Source organism: Blautia liquoris, assembly GCF_015159595.1.
GTDB lineage: Bacteria > Bacillota > Clostridia > Lachnospirales > Lachnospiraceae > Novisyntrophococcus > Novisyntrophococcus liquoris.
Genome location: NZ_CP063304.1, coordinates 209,689 through 233,578 on the forward strand (window position 1 = coordinate 209,689; position 23,890 = coordinate 233,578).

A 23,890-nucleotide genomic window follows, 5' to 3' on the forward strand; every position below is an offset into this window, starting at 1 on the left:
TATGATTATTTAATCGGACGATACCAGTAACCAGTTCTGCTATTTTGCGAATTCTCTTTGATACGTCCCGGTTTGAAGTTATTGAATCCGTACATGGATGCCATAAATTGTTCATTTGCATTATATATCCCCGGAACTCCGAGGTAATACTGGCCATTTCTTGTATTTGAGTGTCCCAATAACAGATGGTTATATCTTTGGAATCCGCGGTGAATAAACTGGTTGCATCCAATTGGAATACCAAATCTTCGCAAGTCAGAAAAGTCGCGAATCGTGATACTCACACATTCATCTATTTCGTCATCATTGAATGGCGTGAGAGGAGAATATTTTCTTTTCACATCCGTCCAGTTGTCTTCATTGTGCTTATGCCTGACATCTGCAGTTTTTATACTTTGTTGTGTCAGCGGTGCTTCTGGTGCCTCAGGGTCCTTTGCCGGCTGATCTGGTATCTGCCCGGACCAGTCGGGAGGAAGATTGCGCACTCTCTCTCCGGGAGAGACATCCTGATTATCCGGAGAGACGTTATTCGGGTCAATACCTATAGGTTGAACTGGCCGGGTAGGCTGTACGGGCTGAACGGTCCAAGTAGGCTGGACAGGCTGAGCGGTCTGGGTAGGCTGAACAGGCTGAGCGGTCTGAGTAGGCTGGACAGGCTGAGCGGTCTGAGTAGGCTGAACGGGCTGAGCGGTCTGGGTAGGCTGGACAGGCTGAGCGGTCTGGGTAGGCTGAACGGGCTGAGCGGTCTGGGTAGGCTGAACAGGCTGAGCGGTCTGAGTAGGCTGAACGGGCTGAGCGGTCTGGGTAGGCTGAACGGGCTGAGCGGTCTGGGTAGGCTGAACAGGTTGAGCAGGTTGAGCACGTTGTACATGTTGTGAGGGTTTCACAGGATGTACGGGAGGAGCTGTCCGAGTTGGCTGCGTGGGCTGTACTTGTGATGTCGGCTGGAGCGGCTGTATTCTTTGAGTAGGCTGAGCTGCCCTTGTGGGCTGAATAGGCTGGGCTGTTCTTGTGGTCTGAGCTGCCCTGGTAGGCTGAGCAGGCTGAATCTGCCATGCCGGGTGAGACGGATAGGTGTGTCCGGTTTGCTGATATTGGGAACGCGGTGTCCCGCGATATCCGAAATCTGTTCCATCGGAGTTGGCAGGCCGGGTAGGCTGAAGTGGCCGTGACGGCTGTGTCTGTCCAGCTGCCCCAGTGGATCCGGTAGGTCCGGTGGGTCCAGTAGCCCTGATAGGTTCTGTAACCCTGATAGGTTCTGCAGCCCCGGTAGGTCCGGTGGGGCCTGTAACGTCAGTAACTCCTGTCTGTCCAGTAGCTCCAGTGGATTCTGTGGGCGGAGTTTGGGGGGTACTTCCTGTAGCTGGCCGAATTGACGGAGCATTGCCCGGCAGTTGTCCGGCTGAACCGGAATTCTCATCAAACTGCTGGGAATTGAGATGATTAGTTTTTTTGGAAGCGGTAGTCTTTACAGGCTGGAATTTGCCCGGGGTAATTGGATTATCATCCCATTGGCTTCCATAGAATTTACCGCCGGGTTCTGTGAGAATCAGGCCGTTAAAGTCCATAACATTGTAAGATGTAGCGGGAATTCTTGCCGGTACAGATAAAATTCCACCGGTTCCGTCCTTTCCGGCATTCAGTTTTCCAAGAGGATAGCCGTTCAGATCTCCATCCTTGTAAATGTAGCCGTATATGGTAATGGGTGTATTTTCAGGAATGGATCGTACATTTAACTGAAACTGCAGTCTGCAGCTGCCAGAGCGAAGTTCTACCTTTACAAAGCCCCGGTTATTTGCTTTCTTATCAGATATGTATTCATATAAGTAGGAAACAAAACGTTTATAATCAGACATAAAGAGTCCTTCAGATATATTTCTTACTCCAAGAATATGTTTTTATTATTCAGATTATGATTGAATTTTATGTCTTGCGTATTTTTTTGACCTGGATGTTAAAGGTATGGTATACTCTTCTCAATTAAAAGTAAAGTGAGAACATGTGGAGCAGAGAAACTATGGAACATGAGTATTATATGAAAGAGGCTATAAAGCAGGCAAGAAAAGCCGAGAAGATTATGGAGGTTCCGATTGGATGTGTGATTGTGTATGAGGGAGAGATTATTGCCAGAGGATACAATCGCAGGAATACAGATAAGAATACACTGTCACATGCGGAACTGAATGCCATCAAAAAGGCAAGCAGAAAGCTTGGAGACTGGCGGCTGGAGGGCTGCACAATGTATGTCACACTGGAACCGTGTCAGATGTGTGCGGGGGCGATGGTCCAGTCGCGGATCGACGAAGTGGTGATTGGCTGTATGAATTCAAAAGCAGGATGTGCGGGATCCGTTCTTAATCTGCTCCAGGTTCCGACATTCAATCATCAGGTAAAGATTACGAGTGGAGTATTGAATGATGAGTGTAGTGAGATGATGAGCGGATTTTTCCAGAAACTGAGAGAAAAGAAAAAAGCAGAGAAAGCAGCAAAAAAAGAAGAGAGAAATGCAGCAGGAGGTGAATAATGGGTTTTTCAGTAGATGTCAGTGTTCCAGTAATTACAGTGTTTATACAGGGGCTGCTAAGCTTTTTTTCTCCCTGTGTGCTTCCTCTGATTCCCCTTTATATTAGTTATTTATCTGGAGGGACGAGGACAAAAGGAGTAGATGGAAAGGATTATTACGACAGAAAAAAGGTTTTGCTCAATACGATATTCTTTGTGATAGGAATCAGTTTCGTCTTTTTTGTTCTCGGACTTGGGGCATCTGCACTTGGATCTGTTCTCAAAGGGAACCAACTGCTCTTTGCGAGAATTGGCGGAATTTTGATCATACTGTTTGGGCTGTACCAGCTGGGTATATTTGGAGGTTCAAAGATTCTCGGAGGAGAACATAGGCTTCCGTTTCAACTTGATACACTTGCCATGTCACCATGGACGGCACTGGTTATGGGAATTACATTCAGCTTTGCATGGACACCCTGTGTGGGACCGGCACTGACTAGTGTTCTTTTGATGGCTGCATCTGCGAATACGAAGTTCCTTGGATTTGCATTGATTGGCGTGTATACGCTGGGTTTTGTGCTCCCATTTCTGGCTGTTGGAATATTCAGCACGACATTGCTGGATCTGTTCAAACGCCATGGAAATATCGTAAAGTATACGGCCAGGGCCGGCGGATTTCTCATGATTCTGATTGGAGTTATGATGTTTACCGGGAAGATGAACGATATAACGGGGTACCTTTCACAACTACAGACTGCACAGAAAACACAGCAGGATCAGAAAAAGACGGAAGAAGAAAACAAAGATAGGGAATCCGGAACCGTAACTGGGGAGGATGCATCAGGTGAGAATCATTCTGAAAAGCTTACAGATGCCATTGAGTTTGAACTGAAAGATCAATACGGTCAGATGCATCATCTTTCCGATTATAGAGGAAAAATTATTTTTTTAAATTTCTGGGCAACCTGGTGTCCGCCCTGCCGCGCGGAAATGCCGGATATTCAGAAACTCTATGAATCATATCAGACCAAAGAAGATCCGGAAGTGGTAATTCTTGGAATTGCAGCACCTGGATATGGAAAAGAACAGGATGAGGAAGAAGTCAAAAAATTTCTTCAGGATAACGGTTATACCTATCCGGTTTTGATGGATACGGGTGGAGACTTATTTGAGCAGTATAGTATCTATTCCTATCCGACTACATTTATGATCACTGCAGAGGGGAAAGTATTTGGCTATGCCAACGGTCAGCTGACAGATGATATGATGAAAAGCATCATACAGCAGACGTTGGACGGCACTACGGGCTGAATAGTCCGCAGTGCCGCCTTTTACTTGCTTCTGGAGCCGTAGAATAGATTATCGGAAATTTGTAGCTGGTTTCTAAAAAATCCCATACTTTTCTGCAATTACTTCTCTTATTTCACTAAATGGTTTTACTGCAGGGGGATTATCTGTGTGCTCTGAAAGATGCTTTTCCATCCATACCATATTATACCAGCGGCCAAACTTATATCCGCATTTATAAAATTCTCCAACGAATCGATATCCAAGATGTTGATGAAATTGAATGCTGTTTTGCGTGAGATATTCATCTTCAACTTCGGGATAAGCAATACAGGCATTTAAGTTCAAGATGTTTTGAGCAAAGAGAACCTTTTCTAATGCTTCGTACAACTCCCCCCCTATACCCAGATTTTTCTTATCATGCCTGACATACACCGTGGTTTCCACAGCCCAGTTATACGCTGGACGCTCTTTAAATGCACTGGCATAAGCATACCCCATAATTTCTTCGCCTCTCTTAGCAATCAGAAAAGGATATTTTTGTAAGACATGAGAAATTCTTGCTTCAAACTCCTGTACAGTTGGCACGACATATTCAAAAGTAATAGCTGTTCTTTCAACATACGGAGCGTAAATCTCAAGTAAGCGCCTTCCATCTTGTTTTTCTGCAATTTTGATTTTGCTTTTCATCATTTTGATCCTCGCAAATTCCTATTATCTATTTGTTTTTTATATTATTCCGTCGATGGTAATTGTAGCAATATATGGTGGAAAATGCAATTTTTTAGTTCGTTTGATATTAGGCATGCATGGTATAATAGGTTCATTTTCAAGAGTCTACGGAGCATGGATTGATGCCGTTACCAAATTTCACTGGAAGCAACCAATAATTGCGTGATAGTTGGTGGAGGCAACCGCTGTTTTTTAGTATTATGACTGCAAAACAGAAAGGAGTCAAATGGGCCAATGATTTTGCAAACACATGAGCTGACAAAAAAATATGGTGAATTCTACGCGTTGAATGGAGTATCCATAACGGTAAAGAAAGGCGATATTTATGGTCTTGTGGGCCGCAATGGTGCGGGGAAAACAACCTTTTTCAAATGTATTATGGGACTCGCGGCACCTACCGACGGGGCAATCGAAATAAACGGTGAAACGGCGAACTTGAATGCCGCCCGCCGTCAAATGGGGTTTATGATTACCCCCTCGTTTTTTCCGTATCTGAATGCAAAAGAGAATCTAGAATATCTTTGCCGGGTAAAGGGGGTAAAAGAAAAAGGCAAGGTAGAATGGTTATTAAAGATCGTAGGACTTATGGGCGTGAAAAAACCTTTTAAAGTCTTTTCGCTGGGAATGAAGCAACGCCTTGGCATTGCAGGGGCCCTGTTGGCCTCGCCCCCTGTCGTTGTATTAGATGAACCGATCAACGGCCTTGATCCACAAGGGATTATTGATATGCGCACAGTGATAAAAGAGGCACATACACAAACAGGAGCAACTTTTCTCATATCGTCTCACATCTTAGCGGAACTTGATTTAGTGGCAACACGTTTTGGATTTATTGAGCAGGGTGTTTTGCTGAAAGAAATATCGCATAAGGAATTGCACGAACGGACGAAAAAATCCCTTCTTGTCGAAGTGGATAACACATCAAAAGCGCAGACGATATTGCAATCGTCAGGTGTAGAAATTGCCGCCGTAAGTGGCCGCCAACTAACTTTAGATGCTCACTTTGACAAATCTGATGAGCTGGCCCGTGCTTTGGTAAATGGCGGTGTAAAGCTATATGACCTTCATCGGCAGGAAACCACATTGGAAGAATATTTTATGCGTTTGATTGGGGGTGGACGACATGCTTAAGTTGATTCGCGGGGAGTTATACCGTATTCTACATAAAAAAAGCCTGTATATGTATTTTGGCGTTTTAGCATTTGTTTATATTTTGCTTGCATTTATGCGCTCTGGTGGTTTTAATTCGGAATCCCTTGTCGGGGATGCAAGTAATCTCTTTTTCATGACCCCGGCTGTGGTGGGTGGATTTTTCTTTTCCACAATTTATACAGATGATTTGAATGCGAAAAACTTGATTACGCTTGCCGGGTATGGATTAAATAAGTCAAAAATCGTGACAGCGAAAATTATTTTGGCCGCTCTTTTCAGTACAGTCTTTTTTGGAGTGCTGCCGCTTTTTCACTCGGCTGTTTATATGGGATTTGGCTGTAGGGCCACCGTGGAACAACTAACTGTGGTTTATGCGGTTTCGCTTAAATATCTGCTGATGACTTTGGCATATATCAGTATTTCAAGCGTTGTAGTTTATGCCTTTCAGCATTCGACGTTTGCTATTGTGACCTATATTTTATTTTCGTTCGGTGTGATTGGAAATCTTCTTATGATGGCTGCACATACACTGAATTGTAAAATTTCCGATCACCTTATTTCGGGGATTACAGACAAGATTATGACGGATATTCTTGGTGGAGGTGTCTTACTTCGTCCCATAATTGAATATGCTGCATACCTTGTAATCTCGTCAATATTGGCAACAATGACCTTTTATAAAAAAGAAATGGAGTTCTAATTATGAAAAAAATAGTATTATGGATTGTTCTGGCGGCAGTAGTTGTGATTGGTGTAGCAGGTGCGATATGGGGGAAAGAATATTACGAAGACCGCTATATAGGAAAGGACTATTATGCAATGGTTCCCTCAAACTTTGATATGACACCGGAACCCTTGTATGATGATAAAGGCAAATCTCAAGATATTGGAAAGCTATATAAGCTGACGGCATACAACGAAAAAGGAGAAGCTAAAGAAGTTGAATTTACGGTTCGCGGAGGAGATAGTACAAAATATCCGCAGCCGGGCGAATTTTTATTAGTAAGTGTAAGCAAACAGCTTGTCGTCAAGCAGAGTGTTATTTCGGAAAGTAGTGTTCCGAACGCCGCACTTACAAAGATTAGAGAAAATCAATAACTTGAAATCCGAGGCGATTTTTCCGCTTCGGATTTTTATGATTGCAGCGTCAAATTTTGTGAATGATCTTCTAGGAAAATTATTTGTAGGAACTTTTTAATTGACAAAATGTAATGGATATATTACAATACAAAAGTAATCAAATCATTACATTTTGGAAAGGAGAGATTACATTGATATGGAATAGAATTAAGGTGTTGCGAGCCGAACAGGATTGGACACAGGCTGATTTAGCAGAAAAAGTCGGAATATCACGACAGGCGGTTATTTCAATAGAAAAATACAAATATACACCATCATTGGAGCTGGCTTTTAAGATTGCAGAAACCTTTGGCATTTCTATTGATAAAGTTTTTGAGCATAGGAAGGAAGAGTAACATGAGTGAACAAACAATTTTTTTGATTTTTATTCTTTTGGGGACGGGAACAACCCTTTGCCTGTACATTTTGAAAGCTGTAAAACAGGTGAAATATAAAGGAGATGAACGCTGGTGGCTGATACAATTAAAAGCGACGAACGCTGCCGATATTATGAACTTGGTTTTGATACTTCTGTTGCTGCTTGTGCCGTTGTTTATAGATAGACAAACTACATTCACACTTCAAAGGATAATAACCTTCGGACTGATTTATATAGGTGTACGTAATTTGATTGAATTAGTTGCAATGCTATATTTTGATAAACAACTATAATTACTGATTCCAAAAATCATATAAAGAGAAAATACTTGAAACAAAACGTCTGATATTGAGACCATTTAAAGAATATAATGGTCTCATAAATTAAGACACTTTCTCAGACAGATTTTAATGAATCTGATATACTAAAATCAGTAAGAAAGAAAGGATTCATTGCTATGTCCAGACAAAGAAGAAACTTTAGTGCCAAATTTAAATCAGACCTTGTGATTGAGTTAATTAAGGGAGCGAAAGATCTCAATACCCTTGCAACTGGGCAACCTTCTTCTCCAATGGGAAGTGGAACTTGAACAATCTCTGGAAGCGTGGCCTCGAGACAGACTTCTTTAAGAAGACGCTTCCAGTAGTAGTACTGGTCCTTGGTGAAGTGATTCTGATAACACCAGGCTTTGATGGTCAAGCCACTTGCCTGCTGTTCCCGGATCCGATCGGATCAGGTAGATAATTGCAACTTGTGAGTGACGTCGTTGGTATTCATGACTATCCCTCCGATATGAAATTTTTTGATCGAGAGAATTATCTCATTTTTTCAAGGGGAGTCACAGGTACCGGTGATTGAGCGTTTACGCGAGGAATTCGGGCATTGGGAGTTCGACCTGGTTATCGGGTCAAAAACCAAAGACGACAATGTCCTGCTTACAATGCTGGAGCGCAAGACACGAGAGTTCCTCATGATTCCTGTGGCAAATAAAGAAGCCTCCACTATAAGCAATGCTCTTATGTCACTTAGGAATCGTTATATTGAGCACTTCGATGAAGTGTTCAAAACAATCACTACGGACAACGGATCTGGGTTTGCAGATCTATCACAGATAGAATCCGTTGCCAAGACGCTCGTTTATTATGCTTATCTCTATACATCCTGCGAAAAGGGATCTGTTGAGCGCCATAATGGTCTTATACGAAGGTTCATTCCGAAGGGAAAGCGTATAGACCAGTTTTCAATCCAGGCCATTGCTGATGTAGAGACCTGGTGTAACAGTTTTCCACAAAAGATTTCAGATTACAGGACACCGGATGAACTCTTTGAGGAAGAACTCGATAAAATCTATCAATTAGATGTAGCCTGAAGGAGTGTCTAACTTGTTATTGCAATTTACGTTAATTTTTAGTAATATAGATACAAATAATTATGAATTAGAGTGTTGTCATAGAAAATATGAAGGACCTCTAAATGAGAAAGAAATAAGTAGGTAAACAGAATTTCTATAATAAGATTTGTAAGAGAAAAAATATATATCAAAGTTATTGTATATATGTGTTGAAAAGTAGATATATAAACTCAATGATGTGAAAGAGTGAATAATACAGGAAGTTTGCACTATACCGGAGGTTATCAGCATACATGGAAACAGAAAATGATATATTAGAAGAAACATTATCGATTGCCGATGATGGATATGTTTTGGCATATGACTATCTATTAAAAAAATATGAAAAAAATAATGATGTATATGGACCACAGACTCTATATTTTCTTGCATGTCTGGCAGGTGGTGCCAATATGCCTGATAAGGCATTAGAGTGGCTTACAACAGCAATCCTTGAAAAGGGATGGTGGTACCGGCCGGAAGTGCTGGATGATGATGACCTATCCTTGCTGAGAAGCAGTGATAAGTTTATTTCACTGAAATCTATTTCTGATAAGCGCCATGCAGAAGCTATGTCAGGAGCAAAGGCTGTATTTACCTGGGAAAAGAAGACAGCAGACAATCTTTTTATTGCTGTTCATGGAAACACCCAGAACGGGCAGACAGCAAAATCTGATTGGAAACCGATATTAAATGATAATACCGGGTGGCAGCTTGAAACTGTTCAAAGTGCTGTACCGGATGGATATGGGACGTTTCGTTGGAATTATGATATGTCATCTTATTTACCGGTAGCTCATGCATTGGAAAAAGTTCAGTCTGAAGGCTACAAAATGATTGTCTGCGGCGGTTTTTCCGCAGGGTGCGATATGATTTTGCGCACCATTATGTATTCTGAAGCACTTTGTAACACACTGTTTCTACAAAGTCCATGGATTCCTGTATTGAAAGGACATGAAGAAGAACTGCTGAAAGCAGTTAAACGAAAAAATATTCAGCTGAAGATATTCTGCGGATCATGTGACGAAGATTGTCTTCCTATGGCGGAGCATTTATATGAGATAACAAATACAGGTGGCATTCATGCGGAGCTTACTATTCAAGAAGGAAGCCGGCATCAATTCCCAAAGGAGTTACCTTATAGCTGAAATCTGCCAAAATAATTATTGCATTATGTGAGAATTTACTATAATGGCTCAGTTGTCAAGACAAAAATCTAAGATTTTTATAATGAACTGATCTTGTTGATTCGTTCAATCATGATGTTATTAGCCCAGCGGCTTTTGCCATCCATGCATTGTCGGATTCCATTTTCTTTTACGAAATCAATATACTGCTGGCTCGTAAACTGACAGCCCTGATCGCTGTTATGCCGAATTCGGCATAATTCTGACAGAGGCTGTCACTACAGATGGCCCGGGTGGATTGACCGAATGGAAAATGTGGGCTTTATTCGCGCTATGTCTAAAAAGGCTTGTTCTCCTGATAACGCTGCTTGTGAAGGGTTGTCACTTGGCGGAATGAGTCCGCTCAACTACAGAAAAAGTCTGGGGTTGGTAGCTTAGCTTTGATTTTAATCTGAAAAATTGGAAATTAACAAACAAAAAGGACAATTATACAATGGACACAGATAATGATTTACTAAAAAATCTGAATAAATTACACACAACCAGATTAGGTGTAGAACGCATTAAAAGAAATTTATCTTTAGATACAGATGATGTGGTTGACTGGTGTAAAATCAAAATCAATTCTGTAAACGCTGTTATTACAAGAAACGGGAAGAATTGGTACGCGAATGTTGATGGCTTTATTATAACTGTAAATGCTTATAGCTATACGATTATTACGGTACATAGGGAAAAGGAATGAAATATACAATTCGTGAGTTAAACGCATTTTCGGTTATTGGACAAGAAGTAGAGCTTACTAATTATCAAAAAAAGAATATTCAGATTAGTACACAGTTTTGGAAGAAATTTAACGGCAACTTGAAGAAATCATATCTTTCACAATCAGGAAACTGGGTAAAATATGCTTTTATGGAAAGAAGAAACGGAAAACTCTATTATTTCTGTTCTATTCCAAAGAAAACTATTATTCCAGATGGCTTTCTGTATAAGGAAATACCGTCTTATAAATATTTGGTTATAGAACATATTGGTGCTATGGGTAAAATATATGAAACTTACGGAAATATTTATCAAACGATTATTCCCAGCACACCGTATATCCCTATAAAAGATATTATCTTACACTTTGAAAAATATGATTATCGTTTCCATTGGAATAGAGATAATTCGATTATCGAAATTTGGATACCAATTAAGAGTAGTTAAATTGCAGTTTGTCGAACATAACAAAAAATGGGGCGCAGACAGCCAGTAAATGACTGTCCGCGCCCCGCTTTTCATGGGTGCGTTTTAGTATCTGTTACGCAGCAGAAGCTATCCTAAAGACGGTCATAGCTATCCTGCAAATCCTATTAAAGAAGTATTTGTTGAGAACAGAGGTGCTAAGTGGTATAATTTAGCAAAATATAACCGTTGCAAAGAGAAAAAGCAGGTGTTTAACATGAGCAACGAGAAAAGAAAAAATCCTAAGAGAAAATGTATTAACTATGGACGAGCCATGAAACAGCAGTTTATCGGATTGGGGCATTGTAAATGCGGAATGAGTTGGAAAAAGGATATTGAATATTTTGAACGCACTCCCGATATGGTCTTTGCGTTAGAGCGTCAGGTAGTTAAAAATCAAAAAAATCAGTAAAAATAAAGCAAGTCCCGGTTATTAGGCATATTGAAAACAGAATTTCAGGAGGTATACACATGGCAAAAAAACCTATAAAAGAAACAATTCATGCTAAAGGCATGGACATTGCTATTTATACAGAAAATTTTCAAGATGAATTCATTTCTCTTACCGATATAGCTCGATATAAAAGCAATGAACCAAAAGATGTTATCAAAAATTGGATGCGAAGCAAGGATACCATTGAATTTTTAGGTTTGTGGGAATCCTTGCACAATGAAAATTTTAAAGGGGTCGAATTCGACTCCTTTAAACGGCAAGCTGGTTCAAACGCATTTACACTTTCACCCCAAAAATGGATTGAAACGACAAATGCTATTGGTATCATTTCAAAATCTGGTCGTTCCGGTGGCACTTTTGCACATTCAGACATTGCTTTTGAATTTGCTTCTTGGATTTCAGCCGAGTTTAAATTGTATATTATTAAGGATTATAAGCGTCTTAAATCTGATGAGAATAGCCGTCTATCCCTTAATTGGAATTTGAATCGGGAGATTTCTAAATTGAATTACCGTATTCACACTGACGCAATTAAGGAAAATCTGCTTCCACCTGATTTATTGCCCTCTCAGATTTCTTTTACTTATGCAAGTGAAGCGGACATACTAAACGTTGCATTATTTGGTAAAACAGCAAGACAGTGGCGTGATGCTAATGCTGATAAAAAGGGAAATATTCGAGATGATGCCACTATAAATCAGCTATTGGTTTTAGCAAATATGGAAAGCTATAATGCGATTTTGATTGAGCAGGGAAAAAGCCAGTCCGAACGATTGATAATTTTACATGAGTTAGCAGTAAAGCAACTGAAAACATTGACTGGTTTTAGTACATCTGAATTACCGCAAATAAGAACTGATAATTGACATAGCGATTATTTTATGAAACATTATATCCACCGGTAAAGTGCCGCAATAGTTACACATTAACAAAGCCTTGTCCTCTTTTTTTACAAATTTTAATTGAACAAAATCGCTGCGCGATAGCCTGCCAAGGCTGTGGCATAGCGATTTTTTATTTTATAATAGGAAAGTTCGCCAAATGGCGAACAAAAGAAAAAGGTACTTCAATCCTCTTACGATCATTTACATTTTGTGTAAATGTAAAACTTTATAAAATCTAAAAAACACCATGCTAATACCTAAAATCTCCATATTTAAAGAAAAAAACTGAATGATAAAATAAAAGCATCAAGAAGATGGAAATAAGAAAAGAAAGAAGGTATGAGGGTATTATGGTTTCAGTAAAAACAAAAAATGTTGTCGCAAAATCATCCGGTCCCAAAAATCACTTTAAAAAGTATTGGCCGTATTACGTAATGATGCTTCCGGGAATTATTTATCTAATCATGTTTAAGTATGTTCCGATGATGGGAAGTGTCATTGCGTTTAAAGATTATTCGGCATATAAGGGTATCTGGGAGAGCGCATGGTGCGGACTGGAAAACTTCAAAAAATTGTTTATGTATCCGGATTTTTATAAGATACTTCGGAACACAATTGTGCTGGGACTGCTGAAAACAGTTTTGACATTTCCAATTCCGGTTATTCTGGCATTGATGCTGAACGAACTTCGGAATGCGAAGGTTAAGAAGGGAATCCAGACAATTATATGCATCCCCTATTTTGTATCATGGGTTGTTGTAGGCGGTCTTGTATTTGATATTTTTGGTGTTGGCGGATTATTCAATAATGTAAGAGAGTTCTTTGGAATGGATACACTTCTGGTTATGCAAAAGGAAATCTGGTTTCGTCCAATTTATGTACTTTCCACAATCTGGAAGGAATCCGGTTGGGGAACAGTTGTATATCTGGCCACGATCAGCAGTATAGACCCGAGCTTGTATGAATCGGCAGCAATTGACGGAGCGTCAAGATTTCAGAAGATGCGTTATATTACATTCCCGCTTTTGATTCCGACAGTGTTGACATTGTTTCTTTTGAACATTGGAAGTTTCCTGACACTTGGATTCGACCAGGTTTACAATCTGTATACTCCGATGACATATGCGGTTGCAGATATCTTTGATACATATGTATTTCGTGTGGGAATCCAACAGGCACAGTACAGTTTTGCAACGGCCGTTGGTCTGTTCCAGTCGGTAGTCGGATTGATTATGGTAGTTACATTTAACAAAATTGCAAATAAGGTTTCAGAGGATGGAGGGCTGTGGTAATGAAGGTTCGTACAAAAACATCACATGTACGGGAGTCGGCAAAGGACAGGATTTTCGAAATTGTAGTCACGGTAGTGTTGATTTTGTTTGCAGTTATTACAACGATTCCACTTATTTCGGAACTTGCGGTTTCCCTAAGCTCAAAGACTGCGTCACAGATGAATCTTATCAACTTGCTGCCGGTAGAATTTACGCTTGATTCCTGGAAATATCTTCTGGGTAAGGGGGGAATCTGGACACCATTTTTAATTTCGGTTTTATCGACTATACTTGGTGTGATTATTGCGTTGCTGCTGAACGTTCTGATGGCCTATCCGCTGTCAAAGATAGAGTTTAAAGCTTCAAAATATATTATGTTGTTTGTTGTGTTTACGATGGTATTCGCGGCGCCGAAGGTGCCGTACTTCCTGACACTCCGTTCATACGGATTATATAACAGCTATTGGGTTTTGATATTCCCACATATTATTACGGCATATAACCTGATTATTGTCCGGACATTTTTCAAGCAGTTTCCGAAAGAACTAGAAGAAGCTGCTATGATCGATGGATGTGGGAAATTCCGTATCTTATTCCAGATCGTATTACCCGCATCCAAAGCAGTATTGGCAACGGTTGGTTTGTTCTATGGTGTGACTATGTGGAACCAGTATGAGCATCCGATGATGTTCATTCAGAAGATGGATCTCTTTCCGCTGCAGATGAAGATTCGTTCCATCGTAGACGGCGGGAGTGAGCTGCAGGCGATTACAATGGCGCAGACGGCAAATTATACACCGGCGACGTTGAGCGCAGTAGCAGTTGTGTTTGCAATTCTTCCGATTTTAATTGGTTATCCATGGATTCAGAAATACTTTGCCAAAGGTGCAATGCTTGGTTCTGTGAAAGGCTGAGTGCGCCAAGAAAAGGGCGGATAGTTTGACAGGGACTGCGGTGTTCCAATTGTAAAATACATGATGAAACCTAAAAAAACACATAGTAATAACTAAAAACCCCATATTAAAAAAATGAAGAAAGCTGATAAAATAGAATCAGAAACTAATAAAGAACGAGGTGGAAAGGTATGAAAAGCAAATCCGTGAAAAGACTGTTAAGTGTAATAGCAGCATCAGTGATGGTATTATCCATGCTGCCAGGCTGCGGGTCCTCAGACGAGGTGGATGGAAAAACAGAATCTGATGGTAAAGAGGCAGTATCAGATAAAGACATTGAGGTATGGGGAACCAATACCGGATATCTACCGGTGGAAGCAGGAAGTGAATTGTACAATTTGTACAAGGAAATGATTGGTGTCGGTATTGTTCAGCCATACGTAGAGTGGAATGGCGGTGAGACTTACCTGGAACAGTTAAACTTGAGAATCGCGGCAGGCGATATGCCGGATATATTCACTCCGTGGAACGGTATTGAATCGGAGTTGATTGAGAGCGGTGCACTTCTGGATTTGACAGATTTACTGCCAGAGAAGGCTCCTCATTTGTGGGAAAGCATTCCGGAAGAAATGTGGGATGCCGTAAAAGCTAATGACCCAACAGGTGAGAATCGTATTTATGTGATTCCACAGGTTCTGAATTATGGGAGAAACGGCGGCATGATTCGTCAGGACTGGCTGGATAATCTGGGATTGAAAATGCCGGAAACACAGGAAGAATTCGTAGAAGTGCTCCGTGCATTTAAAAATGACGATCCGAATGGAAACGGTGTTGCAGATGAAATAGCCACTGGCGGACGTGCAGAAGCAAGATGGATGGGACAGTTGTTCGGACAATTTGGAATTGCAATGTGGGAGGGATATCCTCAGTGGGATCTTTATGACGGCGAAATTACATATTCCGCAGTGACTCAGAATATGAAAGATTGTCTGAAATGGATGTCAGAATTGTATGCGGAGGGTTTGCTAGATCCCGAGACGCTGTTAAATGACAAGTCTGCATGGGATGGAAAGATTAACTCCGGAGTTGTAGGCGTATGGGAACATCTTCCACAGGAGTGTTACAACTATGCTGAGAATATTTATAATGGAACAGGTGTAAAACCTGAAATTGCCATACTTCCGGCAATCTCTGCACCAGGATATGAAGGTTACTATACACAGCGTCAGATGAACGGCGGCGGATTTATTGTAGCCAACACAGAGGACGAAGAAAAAATCGATAAGATTATGAAGGTGTTGGATGCATACGGAAATCAGGATATGTGGATGGACTTCTACAATGGCGTAGAAGGTATGCACAGTAAGGTGATAGATGGTGAGGCGGTTCGCCTTCCGGATGATCCGTCTACACAGCAGAACTTGGTACTTGCACCATACAACAGTATTGCAACAATTGATTTTCAGGTAAATGTATTATCCACACAGTTGACAGACGACAGAGAGTGGGCAGTTTCTCAGGCGATTGAGAATGTTCAGAAAAATCAGGAGTATGTAAAGGGCTTTGCTGGTGACGGTTTACCGGATTCTATTTACTCTGATTATCCGGATATTGGAAACAGAACATTATATATTGAGTATGCAACCAAGATTATCACAGGGGAATACTCAATCGATAAGTTCGATGAGTTTATTGAAAAATGGTATGCATCAGGCGGAGAAAAAGTGACAGAATTGGTAAGAGAGTGGTATGCAGACAAAACAAAATAAGAACGGATATGGTCTTCGGCAGAAATTTGCAGGAGATGAATAAGAGGGGATCTTAAACTGTAGGAGTCCGGAGGATACATTTCCTCAGGGCTCCTGTTTTTATGATATAGGAAACGGAAGGAGTAGAGGATGAAAACACAGTATCAAGATGTGCGGGAGAAATAATCTGTGTTAGAATAGGTGAAAAGAGAAGGAAGGGGAAACTTACGTTTTGGTGTGGCGGTAATGAAGAAGACATGGAATAACTTGAATATGGCTTCAAAATTGATACTTGTGTTTTCAATGATTAGTGTAATACCGTTGTTTATCAGTAGTTTTGTGCTTTATCGCATATCTGCAGTTAGTTTGGAAGCAGCAATGGAGGAGACAACATCTATATTCAGTTCGCAGATTGCTTCAGATATGAATGCATTTGTAAGTGATTATGATTCCCTTACAAAATCACTATTGGTAAATAACGGACTGATGGATAATTTGGCTACCAATATTCCAATATCCCAACAGATTGAAAAGAAACTGTATTATCGTAAAATGGTTATGAAACTGATGACGATGGAAAGTGAAATTCAATCGATTACAATTATGAATGAAGCAGGGGAATATTATCAATATGACAGGAACGGAAAGACTTTAAATTATGAAGATCTGATTCAGCAGAAGTGGTTTTTAGAACAGCAGAAGCGTTCTGATACCATGTTTTTGACGCCTTTGCATGATTGCTCTTATTATGATAAAAATAAGGATCAAATTATAGTTACCTTTGGACGGAAAGTCTATGGGGGTAATGGAAGATATGCCGGTTTGATTCTGATTGATTTTCCGCCTGCGAGTATTATCAAGCTGAGTGATGCGTTTTTGCTGGAACGCAATCAATATAACATAAAAATCAATATTACAGATGAAGAAGGCGGTCTGATTTATGATTCGGATCTATCCAGTGGACGGGTAAATTATAGTGAAATAAATAAAGAAGAGCTTCTGATGTATCAGAAGAATCCAAGCAATTATCTTGTGATAGAAGATACGACGGAACAGTTGGGAATGAAGATTAATACAGTCATTCCCCGAAGCAAAATGCTTCTGCGAATCAATTTTATTCAAAAGGCGACCCTTCTTCTTGTTGTGATTTTGATAGCGGCTATTATTTCAGTGTCTATACTGTTCAGTAAAAGAATGGTTCATCTAATCAGGAAACTGCAAAGCAGTATGAAGCATCTGGAAAGTGGGAATTATGAGCTGATCACGGATTCGGCAGGCAATGATGAGATTGGAAGTCTTGTAAAAAGCTATAACCATATGGTTGGTAAAATGGAGGCACTGATTGAAGAGGTGTACCAGGCCGGAATTCGTCAAAAAAATGCACAGTTTCTGGCGCTTCGCACACAGATTAATCCCCATTTTCTGTTTAATACACTGGAATCAATTCGTATTAAAGCAATTTTGAATGGAGACGATGCAGTGGCAGATATGGTAAAGATGCTGGCAAAGATGTTCCGAACCGTTCTGGACAGCGATAAGAAGAATTATAGAGTACATGATGAATTGGAAAATATTCGATATTATATTCAACTCCAAAATATCCGATTTGATAATGTGATTACACTGACAGAGAATATAGATCCGCAAATCTATCATGCAAAGATTATGTCAATTCTGTTTCAGCCGGTGGTAGAAAACTGCTTTAAATACGGAAGTCAAGAGAGTGGTATACCGATTCATATCTCAATTACGGGGCGGCTGACGGAAGAGAAGATGATGGTATTCACCATCAGGGATGACGGGCAGGGAATGAGTCCGGAGAGGTTGGAAGCGGTACGCCAGGGACTATACATAGCGCAGGATGCGGAAGAGAGCACTTCTCATAGAATCGGACTTCGTAATATTGCCGAGAGACTCCATCTGCGTTACGGAAGTGACGGAGAACTGCGAATTGTATCAAGTGATGAACAGGGAACGGTTGTCGAGATTCGAGTACCATATATGGAGTAGATGAGGAGGTTGATTTATGGCATATAAAGTGTTGATTGTAGAGGATGAGAAAGAAAAAGCAAGAGGAATTGCCTATTTGGTAGAAAAGTACAATCCGGAATGCACACCGGTTCTATTGGCACATGACGGCAGGGAAGGGTATAAGAAGGCAGCAAAGGAACAGCCGGATATTATATTGACAGATATCCGTATGCCGGTCATGGATGGATTGGAAATGATCCGGGCACTGCGGGGAGTGGATTTTCCGGCAGAGTTTATTGTATTGAGCGGTTATGCAGAATTCAGCTATGCCAAGAAGGCAATTGAACTTGGTGTGAGAGATTTTATTACAAAACCGGTGGATGAAGAAGAACTGAGCAAAACTCTGAGTAAGGTGTGTAAAGAAATCACAGAACGAAGAGCGACAGAGGATTCCCTGAGTAAACTGAATGATGATATGAGAAATTATGCTCTACGGGATTTTCTGACAGGCGGCATGGACAGCCAGTATAAAGTCGGAGAATATCTGAAACAGATGGGGGTGTTGGAAGAATATGGACAGTATACCTGCATGGTGATGGAAGGGGATGAAGCGCTGAGTGATTTCCGTATAGAAGAAGGGCTCATTTCCCAAAATGGGATGTTTTTCTACGGTGTGAAGACGGGAAATGCACAGATGGCAGTTGTCGCAGGTTCGAAGAGTATGGATATAGAAGAAAAAAAGAATCTTGTTCGTCAGTTTATTATAAAGGAAGAGTTGGATCGACTCCATATAAGAATTGGAATTGGAAGTTCTTATGAGGAATATACGCAACTTCCGAAAGCATATGAAGAAGCCTGCGTGGCACTGAATTACCGAATCCTGAAGGGCAGTGGTACGGCAATTTTGTTTGAGGAACTGTATGATATGGAGAACCGGACAGATTTGCTTACAGAGAAAGAGACTGAGCAGCTGAAAGACCGGATTGACCGCTTTGATCAGGATGGATTTCATATTGCGGTAAAAGGGATTTTCAATCGAGCTCTTTCAGAAAACAATCTTTCACTTCCGGAACTGCAGAAATTGAGTCTGAATATTGTACTGCTTGGGCTGCATAATATACCAACGGCACAGCTACAGATGAATGGGTATTTTGGAAAAAACCTGTTCACGCTGAAAAGTATTGAAAAATTTAAGACTATGGAACAGCTGGAAAACTGGATTATGAATATGGTAAGTAGTATGAATGAAGTGATGTTGAAAGACAGTATACCGAAGAAAAAAGATGTGATTGTAGAGGCGAAAGAATATATCCGGCAGAATTATAATCAAAACATAACCTTGAATGATATATCAAAGCAGTTTTATATCAATCCGTCTTACTTCAGTCAGTTATTTAAGAAAAAATCAGGTATGACCTATCAGAAATATCTGACGAATTATCGTGTGGATCGGGCGAAGAAACTGCTGGCAGAGACAGAACTGCGAATCTATGAAGTATGCAAGCTGGTGGGGTATAGTGATGTGAATCATTTTAATCAGATCTTTGAACGGACGGAAGGAATGAAGCCCAGTGAGTACCGGCAGAAGTATGCGCAGGATAAGTGACCCGAATGCAGAGAGCAAGGCCGAAAAGGGAGGCAAAGATGGATTCAAAAATAGAAAGACTATTGAATAACGAAATGGATAATTATATTTTTCCGTTTTTCTGGCTGCATGGAGAAACAGAATCGTTAATTCGGAAATATATGCAAGTGATTTATGATGCTAATATCCGGGCTGTCTGTATTGAAAGCCGTCCACATCCTGATTTTGCCGGAGATGGGTGGTGGAAGGATATGGATATTATTCTGGATGAGGCAAGAAAGCGGAGGATGAAGGTATGGATTCTGGATGACAGTCATTTTCCCACAGGCTATTGTAATGGAAGGATAGAGGAAAAGCCGGTTTCTTGCAGAAGATGGTACCTTACATATAAGGTGCTGGGGGAAGTATCTGTGGGAGGCGAACAGACATGGGAGGCTTCGGAATATAAGAGTGCCGCTCCCTTTGAACCGACATGGATTGAAGATTATTTCCATATGTCATTTGAAACATTTTCGGATGATCAGTGGATAGGTGCCGTAGCTGTTAAAAAGAATGGATGCGGAGAAGAAGACCTTGTGATACTGAAGGAAAAGGAAGGGAAAATTGTATTTACGCCTTCAGAGGGAGACTGGAAAATCTATTCCTGTCATCTGACTAGAAACAGAGGACCGCATCGGAACTATATGAATATGCTGGATAAAGAGGCATGCCGCACATTGATTGAGACAGTATATGAACCTCATTATGTGCATTATAAGGATGATTTTGGAAAGACAATTGCGGGATTTTTCTCTGATGAGCCGGAGATTGGAAACGGACATCTTTATTTGATGGATCAGAAGATTTATGTGCAGAATGATCAGCCGTGGAGCGTACAGCTGCAGAAGGATCTGGAGAAACACTGGGGCGCAGACTATTTAAAATATCTGCCGCTTCTCTGGAACAGAGAATTTGATGAAAACCTGACAGCAAAGGTACGGTATGGTTTTATGGACTTAGTGACCCGGCGTGTGGAAGAGGATTTTTCCATGCAGATTGGCGACTGGTGCAAGGAACATGGTATACAGTATATAGGACACTTGATTGAGGATAATAACCAGCATGCTCGGTGTGGGTCCAGTCTGGGACATTTTTTCAGAGGCCTTGCGGGACAGGATATGTCGGGAATTGATGATATTGGGGGACAGGTACTGCCCCATGGGGAAGATATTGAGTATGTATCCCATCTCGGGACAAAAAGAGACGGTGTATTTTATCATTTTGCACTGGGGCGCCTGGCATCCAGCGCGGCTGCCATTGATGTACGAAAGCAAGGTCGTTCCATGTGTGAGATTTTTGGGAATTATGGGTGGAAAGAGGGGGTGCGTCTGGAAGCGTACCTTGCAGATCATTTTATGGTGCGAGGTATTAATCATTATGTGCCTCACGCTTTTTCTGCAAAGGCATTTCCGGATTCGGACTGTCCGCCCCATTTTTATGCGCATGGGCATAATCCTCAGTATCGATATTTTGGAGTATTGATGAAATATATGAACCGAATTTGCAATCTGATCAGCGGAGGAAGACATGAGAGTGAGGCAGCAATTTTATATCACGGAGATGCGGAATGGACCGGCATGACATGTATGTATATACAGGAACCCGCGCGGGTTCTGACAGAAGCACAGATTGGATTTGACTTCGTACCATCAGATATATTTACAGACGGATGTTACCAAGTGGATTTGAGCAATGGAATGAAAGTGCATACACAAGAGTACAAAATATTTATTATTCCGGAAGCGGACTATATTACAGTGGAGACTGCAGAAGCGATTGTAAAACTTGGCAGACAGGGATTTCCATGTGTTTTTGTAAATGCTTATCCGAAGGGATTATGCAGCCAGATAGAATTAGACAAGGAAGCGATATTATTGGAAGAAATAAAAGAAAATACGGAGCTTGTAAGACTTACAGAACTTGTCGATTATATGAGACAGAGAAAAATGCCTCAGATACAGTTACGTCCAGCAGAGAAATTTATCCGCAGTTATCAGTATTACGGAGAACCGGAGATTCTCTATCTAGTGAATGAAGGTAAAGAAACCTATAAAGGAAGCATCAGGCTTCCTGGGAAGACTGAGATGTGTTACCGATATGATGCGTGGGAAAATTGTCTGGAATCATTAAATATAAGAATAAGGACAAAGCAAAGTGAAATACCGGGGGATGGTGAAGCAGAAACCGAGTTAGAGATTGAAGTTCAAATTGAGCCGGGAAAGAGCTGGATCATTGTGTTTGATCAGGGAATGCCTGTGAATTTGAAAGAAAGAAGTCTCTGTCAGACGAAACACAAATTGAAAATAGAAACCAATTGGAAACGGTCTGTCTGTAAGAGCATTGACTATCCGGAATTTGGACAGAGCGAACTGGTTTCACTGCCTGATTTTGCAGAGAAAGAAATGCCTGATTTTGCCGGACTGCTGCGTTATGAGCAGGATGTGAGTCTGGGAGCTGAATCGGAGAGGGATGTGATTCTGGAGATAACAGATGCGGGCGAAGCTGTGCAAGTGTTTGTTAACGGAATGGACTGTGGAATTCAGATTGTGCCGCCGTATCGCTATGAGATTGGGAATTTCCTGCAACAGGGAAAGAATCAGATTGTGATTGAGGTGGCAACCACTCTGGAGCGGCAGATTCCGCCTAAGAATAAGCCGGAGAACTGGCATCCGCAGAACCATACAGGGCTGTGTGGAGAAGTTTATTTATATCAGAAAAAGTAAAGATTACAGAACCGTTAGGAGAGAATGAAATGAAACAATTTCCAGAAGATTTTTTATGGGGAGCAGCCAGCGCAGCTTTTCAAGTGGAGGGAGCAAGAAATGAGGACGGTAAAACAGACAGCATCTGGGATGCCACAAGTGAGGGGCATATCAAGCGAAATGTAAATGGAGATGTGACTTGTGATCATTATCACCGCTATAAAGAGGATGTAGCTATGATGAAAGAACTGGGGCTGAAAAGTTACCGTTTTTCAGTCAGCTGGCCGCGTGTTATGTCCAAACGTGGAGTGATAAATGAAAAAGGGCTTCAATTCTATCGGAATCTGGCGGATGAGCTGATACAGGCAGGGATTGAGCCGTTTTGTACATTATACCACTGGGATTTGCCTATGTGGGTCTACAACGAAGGCGGGTGGGAGAACCCACAGATTATAGAGGAATTTACAGAATATGCGAAGGCGGTTATTGATGCGCTCTCCGACAAAGTGCGGTACTGGATGACATTCAATGAACCGGCATGTTTTATCGGGTTTGGTTACTTTGAAGGACGTCAGGCGCCGTTTAAGACCAGTCACATGAGCAGAGAGCAGAAATTTCGTGATTTGGCACATATCAGCAAAAATGTCCTGCTCTGCCATGGTCATAGTGTGCAGTTGATTAGAGAGCGCTCTAAACTGGCAGATCCTCAAATTGGATTTGCGTTGAACGCGAGAAACTTTGTGGCTTATGATGAAACGGAAGCAAGTATTGAAAAAGCAAGAAAACGAGATGTTTGATATTGAAAAAGGATTTTCTATGGCTGCAAACTGGTGGGCGGATCCGATGGTGCTTGGTAAGGCCCCGGAATATATGGATGAGATTCTTACAGGGGAAGAATTGAAATTTATCAGCCAGCCATTGGATTACTTTGGTTATAATGTGTATTTTGCAAATAATTATAGTGCAGATGCGAATGCGCCGGATCTGGGATGGGCCGGTATGCCGCGCACACAGATGGGGTGGGCAATCACACCGGAAGTGCTCTACTGGTTACCGAAGTTCCTCTATGAACGTTACAGTCTTCCGATTCTCATCACAGAAAACGGTATGTCAAATCTGGATTTTGTAATGAGAGACGGAAAGGTGCATGATCCGCAGCGAATTGATTATATGTACCGGTATCTGAGCGCGTTACACCGGGCGATGGAAGAAGGTATTCCCGTAATCGGTTATACGGTATGGTCTATTATGGATAACTTTGAGTGGGCAGAAGGATGTGATCCGCGGTTCGGTTTGATTTATGTTGATTACAGAACACTGGAAAGAATACCAAAAGATTCTTTTTACTGGTATCGGAGAGTTATTCAGAATGGTGGGCTGGAAGACTAAAGCGAAGTAGGATACAGAGGAGATGAAAGGACAAAA

The 23,890-nt window shown here is 41.1% G+C and carries 23 protein-coding genes and 3 pseudogenes; 22 read left to right on the top strand and 4 right to left on the bottom strand.

Features of this window, described 5'->3' with window-relative positions:
* Nucleotides 1-5 precede the first annotated feature (5 nt).
* The gene (locus tag INP51_RS16280; RefSeq protein ID WP_193735912.1) at nucleotides 6-1,856 is read right to left on the bottom strand and encodes a DUF6128 domain-containing protein; all 1,851 of its coding nucleotides are present in this window, start codon (nucleotides 1,854-1,856) and stop codon (nucleotides 6-8) included.
* A gap of 161 nt (nucleotides 1,857-2,017) precedes the next feature.
* Between INP51_RS16280 and tadA the strand changes: the two genes are divergently transcribed.
* Nucleotides 2,018-2,524: a tRNA adenosine(34) deaminase TadA gene (gene tadA, locus INP51_RS01000; RefSeq protein ID WP_193735913.1), complete on the top strand. Its 507-nt coding sequence runs from the start codon at nucleotides 2,018-2,020 to the stop codon at nucleotides 2,522-2,524.
* Entirely contained in the window at nucleotides 2,524-3,813 is a 1,290-nt protein-coding gene (locus INP51_RS01005; protein ID WP_193735914.1) for a cytochrome c biogenesis protein/redoxin, read from the top strand. Before tadA ends, INP51_RS01005 begins: the two co-directional genes overlap by 1 nt.
* Before the next feature lie 72 nt (nucleotides 3,814-3,885).
* Here INP51_RS01005 and INP51_RS01010 read toward each other — a convergent pair whose 3' ends face one another.
* A complete protein-coding gene (locus INP51_RS01010) occupies nucleotides 3,886-4,482 on the bottom strand; it encodes a GNAT family N-acetyltransferase (RefSeq protein WP_193735915.1) in 597 nt (198 codons plus the stop codon).
* 273 nt (nucleotides 4,483-4,755) lie between these two features.
* Between INP51_RS01010 and INP51_RS01015 the strand changes: the two genes are divergently transcribed.
* The 5 genes from INP51_RS01015 (at nucleotide 4,756) to INP51_RS01035 (ending at nucleotide 7,464) form a co-directional block, all read left to right on the top strand.
* A complete protein-coding gene (locus INP51_RS01015) occupies nucleotides 4,756-5,652 on the top strand; it encodes an ABC transporter ATP-binding protein (protein ID WP_193735916.1) in 897 nt (298 codons plus the stop codon).
* A complete protein-coding gene (locus tag INP51_RS01020; RefSeq protein WP_193735917.1) occupies nucleotides 5,645-6,373 on the top strand; it encodes a hypothetical protein in 729 nt (242 codons plus the stop codon). The genes INP51_RS01015 and INP51_RS01020 overlap by 8 nt, the downstream gene beginning before the upstream one ends.
* Before the next feature lie 2 nt (nucleotides 6,374-6,375).
* On the top strand, nucleotides 6,376-6,771 hold the full coding sequence (locus tag INP51_RS01025; RefSeq protein WP_193735918.1) for a YxeA family protein: 396 nt from the start codon (nucleotides 6,376-6,378) through the stop codon (nucleotides 6,769-6,771).
* 113 nt (nucleotides 6,772-6,884) lie between these two features.
* The gene (locus INP51_RS01030; protein ID WP_408610515.1) at nucleotides 6,885-7,148 is read left to right on the top strand and encodes a helix-turn-helix transcriptional regulator; all 264 of its coding nucleotides are present in this window, start codon (nucleotides 6,885-6,887) and stop codon (nucleotides 7,146-7,148) included.
* A gap of 1 nt (nucleotide 7,149) precedes the next feature.
* The gene (locus tag INP51_RS01035) at nucleotides 7,150-7,464 is read left to right on the top strand and encodes a hypothetical protein (RefSeq protein ID WP_193735919.1); all 315 of its coding nucleotides are present in this window, start codon (nucleotides 7,150-7,152) and stop codon (nucleotides 7,462-7,464) included.
* A gap of 103 nt (nucleotides 7,465-7,567) precedes the next feature.
* On the opposite strand, the gene tnpA is transcribed toward INP51_RS01035, so the two are convergent.
* Nucleotides 7,568-7,894 (bottom strand): IS66 family insertion sequence element accessory protein TnpA, encoded by a 327-nt coding sequence (tnpA, locus tag INP51_RS16550; protein WP_408610541.1) that lies wholly within the window; start codon nucleotides 7,892-7,894, stop codon nucleotides 7,568-7,570.
* A 142-nt stretch (nucleotides 7,895-8,036) separates the two neighbouring features.
* On the opposite strand from tnpA, the pseudogene INP51_RS01040 reads away from it, so the two are divergent.
* Both INP51_RS01040 and INP51_RS01045 read left to right on the top strand, forming a co-directional pair.
* A pseudogene (locus tag INP51_RS01040) lies at nucleotides 8,037-8,540 on the top strand (IS30 family transposase); the annotation flags it as partial.
* 275 nt (nucleotides 8,541-8,815) lie between these two features.
* A complete protein-coding gene (locus INP51_RS01045; protein ID WP_193735921.1) occupies nucleotides 8,816-9,709 on the top strand; it encodes a TPR end-of-group domain-containing protein in 894 nt (297 codons plus the stop codon).
* A 101-nt stretch (nucleotides 9,710-9,810) separates the two neighbouring features.
* Here INP51_RS01045 and INP51_RS16060 read toward each other — a convergent pair.
* Nucleotides 9,811-9,930: pseudogene (locus INP51_RS16060) on the bottom strand (IS3 family transposase); the annotation flags it as partial.
* Nucleotides 9,931-9,946: 16 nt separating this feature from the next.
* On the opposite strand from INP51_RS16060, the pseudogene INP51_RS01050 reads away from it, so the two are divergent.
* From INP51_RS01050 to INP51_RS16290, 13 genes and pseudogenes are all read left to right on the top strand, one after another.
* Nucleotides 9,947-10,126 (top strand): annotated as a pseudogene (locus tag INP51_RS01050) (IS3 family transposase); the annotation flags it as partial.
* Nucleotides 10,127-10,181: 55 nt separating this feature from the next.
* Nucleotides 10,182-10,433, top strand: coding sequence for a DUF3781 domain-containing protein (locus INP51_RS01055; RefSeq protein WP_193735922.1), 252 nt, complete (start codon nucleotides 10,182-10,184; stop codon nucleotides 10,431-10,433).
* Entirely contained in the window at nucleotides 10,430-10,900 is a 471-nt protein-coding gene (locus INP51_RS01060; protein WP_193735923.1) for a GyrI-like domain-containing protein, read from the top strand. Before INP51_RS01055 ends, INP51_RS01060 begins: the two co-directional genes overlap by 4 nt.
* 235 nt (nucleotides 10,901-11,135) lie before the next feature.
* Complete coding sequence (locus INP51_RS01065; protein WP_193735924.1) at nucleotides 11,136-11,330, top strand: hypothetical protein; 195 nt, start codon at nucleotides 11,136-11,138, stop codon at nucleotides 11,328-11,330.
* Between the two features lie 59 nt (nucleotides 11,331-11,389).
* Nucleotides 11,390-12,238 (top strand): KilA-N domain-containing protein, encoded by an 849-nt coding sequence (locus INP51_RS01070; RefSeq protein WP_193735925.1) that lies wholly within the window; start codon nucleotides 11,390-11,392, stop codon nucleotides 12,236-12,238.
* Nucleotides 12,239-12,570: 332 nt separating this feature from the next.
* Nucleotides 12,571-13,548 carry an ABC transporter permease gene (locus INP51_RS01075; RefSeq protein WP_230406847.1) on the top strand — a complete coding sequence of 326 codons (978 nt, stop codon included), beginning with the start codon at nucleotides 12,571-12,573 and terminating at the stop codon, nucleotides 13,546-13,548.
* Nucleotides 13,548-14,441: a carbohydrate ABC transporter permease gene (locus INP51_RS01080; RefSeq protein ID WP_193735926.1), complete on the top strand. Its 894-nt coding sequence runs from the start codon at nucleotides 13,548-13,550 to the stop codon at nucleotides 14,439-14,441. Before INP51_RS01075 ends, INP51_RS01080 begins: the two co-directional genes overlap by 1 nt.
* A 170-nt stretch (nucleotides 14,442-14,611) precedes the next feature.
* Nucleotides 14,612-16,189 carry an extracellular solute-binding protein gene (locus tag INP51_RS01085; protein WP_193735927.1) on the top strand — a complete coding sequence of 526 codons (1,578 nt, stop codon included), beginning with the start codon at nucleotides 14,612-14,614 and terminating at the stop codon, nucleotides 16,187-16,189.
* Between the two features lie 225 nt (nucleotides 16,190-16,414).
* Nucleotides 16,415-18,178: a sensor histidine kinase gene (locus INP51_RS01090; protein ID WP_193735928.1), complete on the top strand. Its 1,764-nt coding sequence runs from the start codon at nucleotides 16,415-16,417 to the stop codon at nucleotides 18,176-18,178.
* Nucleotides 18,179-18,194: 16 nt separating this feature from the next.
* On the top strand, nucleotides 18,195-19,745 hold the full coding sequence (locus INP51_RS01095; protein ID WP_193735929.1) for a response regulator transcription factor: 1,551 nt from the start codon (nucleotides 18,195-18,197) through the stop codon (nucleotides 19,743-19,745).
* A 38-nt stretch (nucleotides 19,746-19,783) separates the two neighbouring features.
* Nucleotides 19,784-22,486 carry a glycosyl hydrolase gene (locus INP51_RS01100; protein WP_193735930.1) on the top strand — a complete coding sequence of 901 codons (2,703 nt, stop codon included), beginning with the start codon at nucleotides 19,784-19,786 and terminating at the stop codon, nucleotides 22,484-22,486.
* A gap of 29 nt (nucleotides 22,487-22,515) precedes the next feature.
* Nucleotides 22,516-23,262: a glycoside hydrolase family 1 protein gene (locus INP51_RS16285; protein WP_268885811.1), complete on the top strand. Its 747-nt coding sequence runs from the start codon at nucleotides 22,516-22,518 to the stop codon at nucleotides 23,260-23,262.
* On the top strand, nucleotides 23,234-23,854 hold the full coding sequence (locus INP51_RS16290; protein ID WP_268885812.1) for a family 1 glycosylhydrolase: 621 nt from the start codon (nucleotides 23,234-23,236) through the stop codon (nucleotides 23,852-23,854). The genes INP51_RS16285 and INP51_RS16290 overlap by 29 nt, the downstream gene beginning before the upstream one ends.
* The last annotated feature ends 36 nt before the right edge of the window (nucleotides 23,855-23,890 follow it).